The organism is Pseudomonas sp. BTN1 (assembly GCF_001907715.1).
In the GTDB taxonomy this organism is placed as follows: domain Bacteria; phylum Pseudomonadota; class Gammaproteobacteria; order Pseudomonadales; family Pseudomonadaceae; genus Aquipseudomonas; species Aquipseudomonas paracarnis.
In genome coordinates, this window is sequence record NZ_MPBM01000036.1 from 102627 (window position 1) to 114880 (window position 12254).

Sequence of the window (12254 nt, forward strand, 5' to 3'; positions counted from 1 at the left end):
CGGGTCAGCCAACCTCTGTGTAGCTGACACACCGCTATCGCAGGCAAGCCAGCTCCCACATTGGTTTTGTGTTTATTCAGGTAGGTAGGTGTTCGATGCTCCAGCCCGTGATCATGACTGTCGAAGCAGGCCTTGCCGCCGAGCAAGACCTATTGGCAGCCGTTTGCGCGGGTGAGCAGGCATTCGGATTGCTGTTCTGGCAGCCCAGTGACCAAGCACTGGTCATGCCGCGCCGTTTGAGCCGGCTGCCGGCATTCGCGGTGGCGAGCCAGGTTTCGGCCGATGCGGGTTGGCCGGTATTGCTGCGTGAAACCGGTGGTGAGCCGGTGCCGCAGTCCGGCGCCACGGTCAATATCGCCCTGGTCTATGCCCCACCGCGCAGTGAAAGCGACCAGGGGCGCATCGAAACCGGCTATCAGCGCTTGTGCCAACCGATTTGTGATCTGTTGATCGAGTTGGGTGGCGATGCGTCCGTCGGCGAAATTGACGGTGCCTTTTGCGACGGCCGTTACAACGTCAACCTCAATGGCCGCAAAATGGTGGGCACTGCCCAGCGTTGGCGACAAAGCGGTGGCCGCCCGGTCGGGTTGGTGCACGGGGCGATGTTGCTGGAGAATGATCGTGAGCAATTGATTGCGGCGGTCAACCGCTTCAATCAAGCCTGCGGTTTGGAGCAGCGGGTTCGCGCCGATAGCCATATCGCACTGCACGAAGCGTTTACGGCGCCGGATGCGATCCGTCGGCTCGACACGTTGTACCGTCAGATGCTGGCTGGCTTCCTGCCGGTTTAACGGGTACCGAACACCACCATCGTCTTGCCTTTGACGTGCACCAAGTTGCGTTCTTCCAAGTCCTTGAGCACGCGGCCGACCATTTCTCGTGAACACCCGACAATACGTCCGATCTCCTGGCGCGTGACTTTGATCTGCATGCCGTCGGGATGGGTCATGGCATCGGGTTGCTTGCATAGGTCCAACAGGCAGCGAGCGACGCGGCCGGTGACATCAAAGAACGCCAGGTCGCCGACTTTGCGGGTGGTGTCGCGCAGGCGCTGGGCGATCTGACCGCTCAGGGCGTACAAGATGTCCGGATCATGCTGGGCCAATTCGCGAAATTTTGCATAGCTGATTTCGGCCACTTCGCACTCAACTTTGGCTCGTACCCAAGCACTGCGTTCCTGCTCTTTGCCTGCTTGTTCAAACAAACCCAGCTCCCCGAAGAAGTCTCCGGCGTTGAGATAGGCAATGATCATCTCACGGCCATCCTCATCCTCGATCAGGATGGTGACTGAGCCCTTGATGATGAAAAACAGGGTTTCTGAGCGCTCGCCGGCGCAGATGATGTTGTGCTTGGCCGGATGACGTCGGCGCTGGCAATGCAGCAACAGCTTGTCGAGGTTCTTGATCTTGGGTGTGGGAGTAAGAGCAACCATGGTTGTATCCCGAAAAGACTGCGCGGTGTAGTTGGCGTTGTTTTTATCCAGCGGCATCTCATTGATATACGCTGTACAAGTCATGGCAATGCGCCATTCATTTGGCGCCAGCTTACCAGACACCTTCTGTCGCGATTAGCCAATTTAGCGGCAAACGCTGTCATTTATCGAATTTATGCAGAGCGCTGTTGTTTCAAGGCCCTGTGCTAAGCTGGCGACCCTTTTTTAGCAGTGGAGTCTGGGCGATGAAGGCACGCATCCAATGGGCGGGCGAAGCCATGTTCCTCGGTGAGTCGGGCAGCGGCCATGTGGTGGTCATGGACGGTCCGCCGGAAGCCGGCGGTCGTAACCTGGGTGTACGCCCCATGGAAATGTTGCTGCTGGGTGTGGGCGGTTGCAGCAATTTTGACGTGGTCAGCATCTTGAAGAAGTCCCGCCAGGCCGTAGAAAGCTGCGAAGCCTTCCTGGAAGCTGAACGCGCCACTGAAGACCCCAAGGTTTTTACCAAGATCCATATGCATTTCGTGGTCAAGGGCCGGGCGCTAAAAGAAGCCCAGGTCAAGCGTGCCATCGAGCTGTCGGCAGAGAAGTACTGCTCAGCATCGATCATGCTGGGGGCTGCGGGCGTGGTCATTACCCACGACTACGAAATCATCGAGCTGGGTTGATTACAGCAGGCAAAAGAAAGGGCGCTTCGGGCGCCCTTTTTTCGGTTCAGATTCGATAAGTGCTTTTGGTCATGACCTTGGCCAACAGGCTCATGCCGAACCGTACCGGGGCTGGAAAGCGGAAGCCGCCCGCGTCCAGCGCGCTTTCTGCATGGTGCTCTTCGTCAATGCGCATCTGCTCAAGAATGGCCCGTGACTTTTCGTCTTCGGCCGGCAGTTGCTCCAGGTGTTCATCCAGGTGCTTGCACACCTGATGTTCTGTCGCGGCCACAAACCCCAGGCTGACTTTGTCACTGATCAGCCCGGCAGCCGCGCCGATACCAAACGACAAGCCATAAAACAGTGGGTTGAGCACGCTGGGATGGCTGCCCAACTGGCGGATGCGTTGTTCGCACCAGGCCAGGTGGTCGATCTCTTCCTCGGCCGCATGCTCCATCGCCACGCGCACTTGCGGCAACTTGGCGGTCAGCGCCTGGCCCTGGTACAGCGCCTGGGCACAGACTTCACCGGTATGGTTGATGCGCATCAGGCCTGCGACGTGACGGGTGTCGGTCTCGCTCAACTGTACATCCGGCTGCACGATGGCGGGCGATGGGCGGTAGGGCTGGCCACTGAACGGCAGCAGGGTGCGCATGGCCATGTCGGCTTGCAGCAACAGACGGTCAATCGGCGAGTAGTGACGTTGGGTAGTCATGCTGACCTCCGGGAAGAATCTCGGCGGCCAGTTTACCGCAAGAGAGCGTCCAGCGTTTGTGCTGAGTCAATTTGCCCTTGTGCACTCAGCCCGGTGGCCAGTTCATCTGGCGCTGACCCAGCACGTGCATATGGATGTGGTAAACGGTTTGCCCGCCGTCTTCATTGCAATTCATCACCACACGAAAGCCTTTTTCGCAGCCTTGTTCCACGGCCAGGCGTTGGGCGGTGAACAGGATATGGCCGGCCAGCGCCTTATCGTCCTCGGTCAGGTCGTTGAGGGTACGAATGGGTTTTTTCGGGATAACCAGGAAATGCACTGGTGCCTGGGGGGCGATATCGTGAAAAGCCAGGACTTGGTCATCTTCATAGATGATCTTCGCCGGTATTTCCCTGTTGATGATCTTGGTGAACACAGTATCCACAGCTGTATCTCCATCGTGAAAAGTGAGGTAAGTGTACGTAGGCCGTCAGCGCGGGCAATAGGCCTTGTTGATGGCTCCGGCAATTTTGCGGGTCAGCCAGCGGGGGCTCAGGCGTGGGCTGAACGTCAGCCAACGATTGCGGCGCCCGGGAATGATGATGGCCTTGTTCTTTTCCAGCGCCCGCACGGTGTAGAGCGCGACTTCTTCCGGGCTCATCAGTTGCTGGCTGCGGTCGAGTTTCGCCGTATCCATCTGCGCGGTGCCGAAGAATGCGGTGCGCGTAGGGCCAGGGCACAGCACTGAAACCTTGATGCCGCAGGTCTTCAATTCCTCGCGCAACCCTTCGGAGAAGTGCAGCACGTAGGCTTTGCTGGCGTAGTAGCTGCTCATCCACGGCCCAGGCTGGAAGGCCGCGACCGAAGCCACATTGAGGATTTGCCCGCCGCCATGCAGGGCCATGGCATTGCCCAGTGCGTGGCACATGCGGGTCAAGGCCAGGATGTTGACTTCGATGAGGTCCTGCTCGGTCATCCAGTCCTGGGCCAGGAACGGCCCGCTGGTGCCGATGCCGGCGCAGTTGACCAGCAGGTCGATCTGTCGCTCACCCTCTTCGAGCTCCAGCAAAAAGCCGGACAAGCGCAGCGGCTCGCCCAAATCACAGGCGCGAAACAGTACCTCGACGCCGAAGCGTTGGGTCAATTCCAATGCAATGCTTTCCAACTGATCACGCTGGCGGGCCACCAGAATCAAGCTACGGCCACGCCGTGCCAAGGCTTCGGCCAATGCCAGGCCGATGCCACTGGAGGCGCCGGTGATCAGAGCGTAACGGGTCATGCCTTTCTCCATCGCAACGCCGCCGGCCCATGACAGTGCGTCACAGGCGGCGGGCGTTTCTTCACTGTTCTGGAGAGTCTACAGGTTCGGCTGCATCGTCAGCACTTTGCGCTGCGGCTTCGTCAACGATAGCGCTTTGATCGGCGTCTGCATCGGAGGTGATGGAGCTGCTTTCGTAGCTGCTGTCCATGTTGGCTTCAAGCTGGTCCAGGTAGCCGTTCATGCCCAGGGTGACGACGATGATGAGCATCAAGGGAATGAACGCCAGCCACAGCGAGGCCAGGATTTTCACCGCAGTGGAGTTGCGTGGTGGTGGCGCGCCGTATTGGTTGGCGCCCGTGTTGCCTGGCAATACCAGCAACAGCAGCGGGAAAACACTGTTAACCAGCGGAACCAGGTTGAGCAGGTAAAGCCAGCCAGACCAGCCCAGGTCATGCAGGCGCTGCACGCCGATTTGCACGCTCACCACTACCAGTGCCACAAACAGCGCGAAACCCAGCAGTGAGCCAATAATGATGGCGATGGTTGGCGAGGCTGTCGCCACCGCGAAGCCCACCGTACTGATGATGCCCGCTGCCACCAACATCGCGACGGTCAGTGCCAGCGTCCAGGCCAGGTAGCGCAGGCGCCCGATGCGCCCGTGGATGGTGAAGACCTTGAGGGTTGCGAACTCCGGCAGGTCGTCGCCAACGGCAGCGCGTGGGGGAGCATAAGGTGAGGCGGCGGCGCGGTCAGCGGTTGACGAGCTTGTTTCGTGGGTTTCTGCCAGGCTGAATGCCACAGGTTGTTCGGCCTCGATGCGAGCGTCGACCCCGGCGTTGTGCAGTGCCGTGAGGTAAGTTTGCGCGTCGGGGTGGGACAGGTCGCGCTTGAGCGCGACGGGGCGGCCGGTGAAGAGCTTTTCGATCGCTTCAACATCGCTTTTGAATAACTCGGCGAGGTTCAGCTTGGCGGTGGTGCTTTCGACACCTGGGCGCAAGGCTCCGTCAAACACAATCTTGAAACGGCTGTCGCTCATGCGGGCATCCTTGTCACTTAATCAGGGAGAGTATGCAGGCCTGTCCAATCGGCAGGCCTGCCAGTGGGTCAGCGTGGCCAGCGCAGTTGCGCGGCGTGCTCGCGTGCTTTGCGGTATTCGGCATCCAGGCGGGCAACGAGGTCATCCACACTGGGTACATCATTGATCTCACCGACGCCTTGGCCAGCAGACCATACAGTTTTCCACGCTTTGGCCTCATCGCTCAATGGCTTGAGCTTGGAACCGAAGTTGACTTCACCTTTGCCTTGAAGCGCAGCGAGGTCAAACCCGGCATTTTCCAGGCTCTGGCGCATGAAGCTGGCAGGTACGCCGGAGACTGCTGGAGTGTGCACGATGTCGGCGGCGCGCGATGTGAGCAGCATCTCCTTATACGCATCCGGTGCCTGGCTTTCGGTGGTGCCGATAAAGCGCGTGCCGAAATATGCCAGGTCTGCCCCCAGCACCTGGGCGGCGAGGATTTCGTGCCCATGGTTAAGGCAGCCCGCCAGCAGTAGGGTTTTGTCGAAGAACTGGCGAATTTCGGCAATCAGTGAAAAGGGGCTCCAGGTGCCAGCGTGGCCACCCGCACCAGCGGCGACGGCAATGAGGCCATCAACACCCGCTTCAGCGGCTTTCTCGGCATGGCGTCGGGTAGTGACGTCATGAAATACTAGGCCGCCGTAGCTATGAACCGCGTCCACCAACTCCTTTACCGCACCGAGACTGGTGATGACGATGGGCACCTTGTGCTCGACGCAGATCGCCAGGTCTGCCTCCAGGCGCGGGTTGCTGTTGTGCACGATCAGGTTCACGGCATAGGGCGCAGGGTTGTCCAACTGAGCCAGGCCCGCTTCGATTTCTTCCAGCCAGGCCTTGAAGCCACAGCTTTCGCGTTGGTTGAGCGCCGGGAAACTCCCAACTACCCCGTTGCGACAGCAGGCCAGGACCAGTTGCGGATTAGAGATCAGAAACATCGGCGCGGCCACCACGGGCAGGCGCAGACGTTGTTCCAGCAGAGCGGGCAGCGACATTGGAGGTTCCCCGAGTAATTGACGTTAGAACGGTTTGACCACGACCAAAATTACGATAGCCAGCAATATCAGAACCGGGACTTCATTGAACCAGCGATAAAAGACATGGCTGCGGGTGTTTTCGCCACGGGCGAAGCGCTTTACCTGTGCGCCGCACATGTGATGGTAGCCAATCAGCAGGACGACCAGGGTCAACTTGGCGTGGATCCAGGCGCCCGACTGGAAAATGCCGGGGTTGAGGGCCAGCATCCAGATGCCGAAAACCAGTGTGGCAACCATCGCAGGGCCCATGATGCCCCGGTACAACTTGCGCTCCATGATGCTGAAGCGTTCCTTGCTGACGGTGTCTTCGCTTTGGGCGTGGTAGACAAACAGGCGCGGCAGGTAGAACAGCCCGGCAAACCAGCAAACGATGCTGACGATATGGAAGGCTTTGACCCATAGATAGAGCATTTTAGTTATTCCCAGGTTCACGGTAGCGAAGATAGTAGTGGCTCATGCGCCCGTACGTCACGTTGACGGTTGTCGCAGGACGATACGGCCCCTATTATCGACGGCTTTCCAGTGGGTTCGTTGAGGGCAGGTTTATGGTCAAGGTCGGTATCGTCGGCGGCACGGGTTACACCGGTGTCGAATTGCTGCGTCTGTTGGCTCAGCATCCGCAAGCTGAGGTGGTGGTCATCACTTCCCGATCCGAAGCCGGGCTGGCCGTGGCCGATATGTACCCGAACCTGCGAGGCCACTATGACGGTCTGGCGTTCAGTGTGCCGGACACCAAGACTCTGGGTGCCTGCGACGTGGTGTTCTTCGCCACGCCTCACGGTGTCGCCCATGCTCTGGCCGGTGAGTTGCTGGCGGCCGGTACCAAGGTTATCGACTTGTCGGCAGACTTCCGCCTGCAAGACGCCGATGAGTGGGCCAAGTGGTACGGCCAGCCCCATGGTGCGCCGCAGCTGTTGGAAGAGGCGGTTTACGGCCTGCCGGAAGTCAATCGCGAGCAGATCAAGCAAGCACGCCTGATTGCGGTGCCGGGTTGCTATCCGACGGCGACGCAATTGGGCCTCCTGCCATTGCTGGAAGCTGGCCTGGCGGATGCGTCGCGGCTGATCGCCGACTGTAAGTCGGGCGTCAGTGGTGCGGGCCGTGGCGCGGCGGTCGGTTCTCTATACTCCGAAACGTCGGAAAGCATGAAAGCCTATGCGGTAAAAGGTCATCGTCACTTGCCGGAAATTCGCCAGGGCCTGCGCCGCGCTGCCGGCCAGGATGTGGGTCTGACCTTCGTGCCGCACCTGACGCCGATGATCCGCGGGATTCACTCCACGCTGTATGCGACTGTCACTGATCGCTCGGTAGACCTGCAGGCGTTGTTTGAAAAACGTTATGCCAATGAGCCGTTCGTCGATGTGATGCCGGCCGGCAGCCATCCGGAAACGCGCAGCGTGCGTGGTGCCAATGTGTGCCGTATTGCGGTGCATCGTCCGCAGGATGGCGACCTGGTGGTGGTGTTGTCGGTGATCGACAATTTGGTCAAGGGCGCTTCGGGCCAGGCGGTGCAGAACATGAATATCCTGTTCGGCCTGGACGAGAAGTTGGGCCTGTCCCACGCGGGGATGTTGCCTTAACGCGGGATCACCGTTGCGCAAAAGGCCCTTTGATCGGGCCTTTTGCATTTTTAATGGTCGCTGGGCGGATTGATATACCGTAACAATAGTTGACCGCTTTTCTAGGAGAAGCGGATAATACCCGCCATTACGCATATGGCGGCGCTACGCCGGGAGATTATCAGCATGAGCGTTGAGTCCTTCACCCCCACGTCTTTGCAATTCACCCACGGTGCTGCGCACAAGGTGAAGAGCCTGGTCGATGAAGAGGGTAATGATCGCTTGAAGCTGCGCGTATTCGTTACGGGCGGCGGTTGTTCAGGGTTTCAGTACGGTTTTACCTTCGATGAAGATGTGGCCGATGACGACACTATCGTTGAGCGCGAGGGTGTAAGCCTGGTCGTGGATCCGATGAGCTTCCAATACCTGGCAGGTGCCGAGGTGGATTATCAGGAAGGTCTGGAAGGCTCGCGTTTCGTGATCAAGAACCCTAATGCCACCACGACGTGTGGTTGCGGGTCTTCGTTCTCGATCTGATCGGTAGCAGATACAAAAACGCCGCTTGGCTTTTACGGGCCAAGCGGCGTTTTGCTGTCTGGGGTTCAGGCGGGGTAGATCGCGCCAAGCACTCGAAGCCCACGTGCGCCAGTGACGCTGGGACGATTGGCGGCAATGCCTTCAAGGCAGCAATGGGCCAGCCAGGCGAAGGCCATTGCCTCTACCCAGTCAGGGTCTACGCCATAGGCCGCTGTAGTGCTGACATGGGTAGAAGGCAGCAACGTTGTCAGCCTGCCCATCAGTGCCCCGTTATGGGCGCCGCCGCCGCAGATCAGCAAGGTTGTTGTGTCAGTCTGGGCGCTTTGCAGGGACTCGACGATGGTCAGGGCCGTCAGCTCCAGCAGGGTGGCCTGTACGTCTTGGGGTTCAAAGGTGGGCAAACGGCCAAGGTGCTGCTGCAGCCAGGCCAGGTTGAACACCTCTCGGCCCGTGCTTTTCGGGCCTTTGGTCATGAAGAACGGATCGCTGAGCAGCGTATTGAGCAGCTGGGGCTGGACCTTGCCGCTGGCCGCCCATTGCCCGTCCCGATCAAAGTGTTCTCCGCGCTGCAGGTGAATCCAGGCATCGAGCAGCACGTTCCCCGGGCCGCAGTCGAAACCGGCGACAGGCTTGCCCGTCTCGATCAGGCTGAGGTTGCTGAACCCGCCGACATTCAATACCGCGCGATTGCCCGTCTGCTCGCCGAACAAGGCTTCATGAAAGGCTGGAACCAAAGGAGCGCCTTGGCCGCCGGCAGCGACATCGCGGCTGCGGAAGTCGCTGACGACAGTGATGCCTGTCAGTTCGGTGAGTAGGGCAGGGTTGCCGATCTGAACGGTGAAGCCTCGGGCGGGTTCATGGCGAATCGTCTGGCCATGACTACCAATCGCCCGAATGTCCTGAGGCTTGAGGTTTTGTTGCTCCAGCAAGGCGATGATCCCTTGTGCAGCGAGCGTCACCCATTGCTGCTGGGCAATTGCCGAACGGGCGATTTCATCCGGGCCGCTGGCGCATAGGCTCAGCAGTTCTGTGCGCAAGGCGTCGGGCATTGGGATATAGCGAGTGGCGATCAGATTGATCGCCGCGCCTTGTTCGATAAGGGCGATATCCAGGCCGTCGAGGCTGGTCCCGGACATCACACCGATATAGAGCGGCATACCTTAACGCTTCGCCGAAGCCAGCAAGGTGGAGCGCTCTTGATCCATCCGTGCCATCAGCGGCTGGCTCTGCTGCATGAAGCGCGCGCGTTCGGCCTTGGCAATCGGGTCAGCCATTGGGAGCTTCTGGCCCAGTGGGTCGACGTGTACGCCGTTGACCTGGAACTCATAGTGCAAGTGCGGGCCGGTGGAGAGGCCGGTGGTACCGATGTAACCGATCACTTGGCCCTGTTTCACGTTGCCGCCAGTCTTGACGCCCTTGGCAAAACCTTGCATGTGGCCGTACAGCGTGCGGTACGTGTTGCCGTGCTGGATGATCACCGTATTGCCGTAACCACCACGACGCCCCGCCAACAAGACCTTGCCGTCGCCTGCCGCTTTGATTGGCGTGCCACGCGGCGCGGCATAGTCGACACCCTTGTGCGCGCGAATTTTGTTCAGAATTGGATGCTTGCGGCCCATGGAGAAACGCGAGCTAATACGGGCAAAGTCAACGGGGGTACGGATGAAGGCCTTGCGCATGCTGTTGCCATCAGCTGTGTAGTAGCTGCTGTTGCCCTGTTTGTTGGTGTAGCGCACGGCGGTGTAGGTTTTGCCACGGTTGGTGAAGCGTGCAGACAGAATGTTGCCAGTGCCGACCACTTTTCCGTTGGCTACTTTCTGCTCGTAGATCACGTCGAATTCGTCGCCTTGACGGATGTCCTGAGCGAAGTCGATGTCGTAGCCAAATACGCTGGCCATGTCCATGGTCATGCTATGCGAGAGGCCCGCACGCGCGGCCGATTGCGACAGGGAGCTGTTGATCACGCCGTGTACGTAGGCGGAACGCATGACGGGTTTGGTGGTGATTCGGTTGAATGCGAAGCCTTTGGCGCCTTTGCTCAGGCTGATACTTTCCAGGTCACTGATGCTGGTGTGCAGGTTGTTCAACTGGCCGTCTGGCGTCAGCTCAAATTCAAGCTTCTGGCCACGTTTGAGCTGAGTGAATTGCTTGGCTTGCTTATCGCTGGCGAGCACTTCATTTACAGCGGCGGCAGGCAACCCAACCTTTTCGAACAGGGTAGATAGTGTATCGCCTTTGCCCACGATGACTTCGCGATGCTGGGGATTCTTGGCTGCGGCTGCTGCAGGTGCTTCCTGGGCGGCTTGCTGGGTGTCTTCGGGAGTGCTTTCGATCTGTGCGAAAGGTGACTCAGTTGCAGTGTTTGTGGCTTGTTGAGCGTCGGAAGCGTCTTGATCTTGTGTCAGTTGTTCAACTGGGCTTTCCAGATCGAGGCTCAGGGATGTTCGTTTGGCTTCAACGTCACTGGAAGGGAATACCAGCAGTGCCAGGCTGAGAAGGGCGGCGATACCACTTGCGGCGAGCAGGTGGGTCTTCGGGTAAAGCGGCGGCGCTTTAGACGGTTCAGTGGTCATAAGTAATTTTGACTTTGAAGATGAAATGGAAAAGATGAATGACATGATGAAGATGAAATAACTGTATAAAATATAACCAAATCATCTGTGGCGCAAGCTTGCGAACGCTGGGCTTGCTGAACGGTGTCCGTGCGCAGGGCAAAACTTGTAATTAGTCCCTGATCTTGTATGGTTGGTTCCCTTTTGAATCTGAGCCTTGCGGGTCTGTTATGAAGTCGGTTGAAGAGCAGCTAGCGCTGATAAAACGTGGTGCGGAAGAACTGTTGGTCGAGGCCGAGCTGATCGAAAAGCTCAAGCGTGGCCAACCCCTGCGTATCAAGGCTGGCTTTGATCCGACCGCGCCGGATCTGCACCTGGGTCATACCGTGCTTATTAATAAGCTGCGTCAGTTCCAGGAGTTGGGCCATCAGGTCATCTTCCTTATAGGTGACTTCACCGGGATGATCGGTGATCCAAGCGGCAAGAGCGCTACGCGCCCGCCGCTGACTCGCGAACAGGTGCTCGATAATGCCGAGACCTATAAGACCCAGGTATTCAAGATTCTTGACCCAGCCAAGACCGAGGTGGCGTTCAACTCCACCTGGATGGACAAAATGGGGCCGGCAGATTTCATTCGCCTGACGTCCCAGTACACTGTGGCGCGCATGCTCGAGCGCGATGACTTCGACAAGCGCTACTCGACCAATCAGCCAATCGCCATTCATGAGTTCCTTTACCCGCTGGTTCAAGGGTACGACTCGGTGGCGCTGCGTGCGGATGTCGAGCTGGGTGGCACCGATCAGAAGTTCAACCTGCTGATGGGGCGTGAATTGCAGCGCGCCTATGGTCAGGAGGCTCAGTGCATTCTGACCATGCCATTGCTGGAGGGCTTGGATGGCGTCAAGAAGATGTCCAAGTCCCTGGGTAACTATGTCGGTATCCAGGAAGCGCCGGGTGTGATGTACGGCAAGCTAGTATCTATTCCGGATGCGCTGATGTGGCGCTACTTCGAGCTGTTGAGCTTCCGCTCGATGGACGAGATCAATGGGCTGCGTGCGGATGTCGAGGCGGGCGCTAATCCTCGCGATGTGAAGATTAAGCTGGCTGAAGAAATCGTTGCGCGTTTCCATGGTGAGGAGGCTGCGGCCAGCGCTCACCGTGCGGCAGGTAATCGCATGAAAGATGGCGAGCTGCCTGACGATCTGCCCGAGATTGAGCTGACTGCTGCCGAGGCGATGCCGATTGCCGCTGTGCTTAATAAAGCTGGCCTGGTGAAGAATTCAGCGGTCGCGCGTGATCTTTTGGGGGCCGGCGGTGTGCGTATAGATGGTGAGGTGGTTGATCGCACCTTTATATACGAGCTGGGCGCCACTCACGTTTGCCAGGCGGGCAAGAAGGCATTTGCGCGAATTACGCTCAAATCCGAATAAGTCTGAAATAGCTGTTGACGGCGAATTATATCT

The 12254-nt window shown here is 58.6% G+C and carries 14 protein-coding genes; 5 read left to right on the forward strand and 9 right to left on the reverse strand.

The features are described from left to right. The first annotated feature begins 95 nt into the window (after nt 1–95). On the forward strand, nt 96–791 hold the full coding sequence (locus tag BMH52_RS18480; RefSeq protein WP_014720167.1) for a lipoate--protein ligase family protein: 696 nt from the start codon (nt 96–98) through the stop codon (nt 789–791). Here the strand turns inward: BMH52_RS18480 and crp are convergent. Further along, nucleotides 788–1432 carry a cAMP-activated global transcriptional regulator CRP gene (crp, locus tag BMH52_RS18485; protein WP_014720166.1) on the reverse strand — a complete coding sequence of 215 codons (645 nt, stop codon included), beginning with the start codon at nt 1430–1432 and terminating at the stop codon, nt 788–790. The genes BMH52_RS18480 and crp overlap by 4 nt on opposite strands. 245 nt (nt 1433–1677) lie before the next feature. Between crp and BMH52_RS18490 the strand changes: the two genes are divergently transcribed. Beyond that, on the forward strand, nt 1678–2100 hold the full coding sequence (locus tag BMH52_RS18490; protein ID WP_003194686.1) for an OsmC family protein: 423 nt from the start codon (nt 1678–1680) through the stop codon (nt 2098–2100). 46 nt (nt 2101–2146) lie between these two features. Here BMH52_RS18490 and coq7 read toward each other — a convergent pair whose 3' ends face one another. The 6 genes from coq7 to hemJ all read right to left on the reverse strand — a co-directional run bounded on the left by coq7 (nt 2147) and on the right by hemJ (nt 6554). Then, nucleotides 2147–2794 carry a 2-polyprenyl-3-methyl-6-methoxy-1,4-benzoquinone monooxygenase gene (gene coq7 / locus BMH52_RS18495; RefSeq protein WP_014720165.1) on the reverse strand — a complete coding sequence of 216 codons (648 nt, stop codon included), beginning with the start codon at nt 2792–2794 and terminating at the stop codon, nt 2147–2149. 85 nt (nt 2795–2879) lie between these two features. Continuing rightward, nucleotides 2880–3218: a histidine triad nucleotide-binding protein gene (locus BMH52_RS18500; RefSeq protein WP_073844603.1), complete on the reverse strand. Its 339-nt coding sequence runs from the start codon at nt 3216–3218 to the stop codon at nt 2880–2882. 45 nt (nt 3219–3263) lie between these two features. Continuing rightward, a complete protein-coding gene (locus BMH52_RS18505; protein ID WP_003194680.1) occupies nt 3264–4052 on the reverse strand; it encodes an SDR family oxidoreductase in 789 nt (262 codons plus the stop codon). 61 nt (nt 4053–4113) lie between these two features. Then, on the reverse strand, nt 4114–5070 hold the full coding sequence (locus BMH52_RS18510) for a DUF805 domain-containing protein (RefSeq protein WP_032903899.1): 957 nt from the start codon (nt 5068–5070) through the stop codon (nt 4114–4116). Nucleotides 5071–5138: 68 nt separating this feature from the next. Beyond that, nucleotides 5139–6101, reverse strand: a complete 963-nt coding sequence (locus tag BMH52_RS18515) for a nitronate monooxygenase family protein (RefSeq protein ID WP_038451719.1) — start codon at nt 6099–6101, stop codon at nt 5139–5141. Between the two features lie 24 nt (nt 6102–6125). After that, nucleotides 6126–6554, reverse strand: a complete 429-nt coding sequence (hemJ, locus tag BMH52_RS18520) for a protoporphyrinogen oxidase HemJ (protein WP_003194674.1) — start codon at nt 6552–6554, stop codon at nt 6126–6128. A 134-nt stretch (nt 6555–6688) separates the two neighbouring features. On the opposite strand from hemJ, the gene argC reads away from it, so the two are divergent. Both argC and erpA read left to right on the forward strand, forming a co-directional pair. After that, complete coding sequence (gene argC, locus BMH52_RS18525; protein ID WP_072435439.1) at nt 6689–7723, forward strand: N-acetyl-gamma-glutamyl-phosphate reductase; 1035 nt, start codon at nt 6689–6691, stop codon at nt 7721–7723. Nucleotides 7724–7888: 165 nt separating this feature from the next. Then, nucleotides 7889–8239, forward strand: coding sequence for an iron-sulfur cluster insertion protein ErpA (erpA, locus tag BMH52_RS18530; protein ID WP_014720161.1), 351 nt, complete (start codon nt 7889–7891; stop codon nt 8237–8239). A 65-nt stretch (nt 8240–8304) separates the two neighbouring features. Here erpA and BMH52_RS18535 read toward each other — a convergent pair whose 3' ends face one another. Together BMH52_RS18535 and BMH52_RS18540 are read right to left on the reverse strand one after the other, a co-directional pair. Next, a complete protein-coding gene (locus tag BMH52_RS18535) occupies nt 8305–9396 on the reverse strand; it encodes an anhydro-N-acetylmuramic acid kinase (RefSeq protein ID WP_014720160.1) in 1092 nt (363 codons plus the stop codon). 3 nt (nt 9397–9399) lie between these two features. Then, nucleotides 9400–10812, reverse strand: a complete 1413-nt coding sequence (locus BMH52_RS18540) for a peptidoglycan DD-metalloendopeptidase family protein (protein ID WP_014720159.1) — start codon at nt 10810–10812, stop codon at nt 9400–9402. 209 nt (nt 10813–11021) lie between these two features. Here BMH52_RS18540 and tyrS point away from each other — a divergent pair, with 209 nt between their 5' ends. Next, nucleotides 11022–12221, forward strand: a complete 1200-nt coding sequence (gene tyrS / locus BMH52_RS18545) for a tyrosine--tRNA ligase (RefSeq protein WP_072435440.1) — start codon at nt 11022–11024, stop codon at nt 12219–12221. Nucleotides 12222–12254 lie beyond the last annotated feature (33 nt).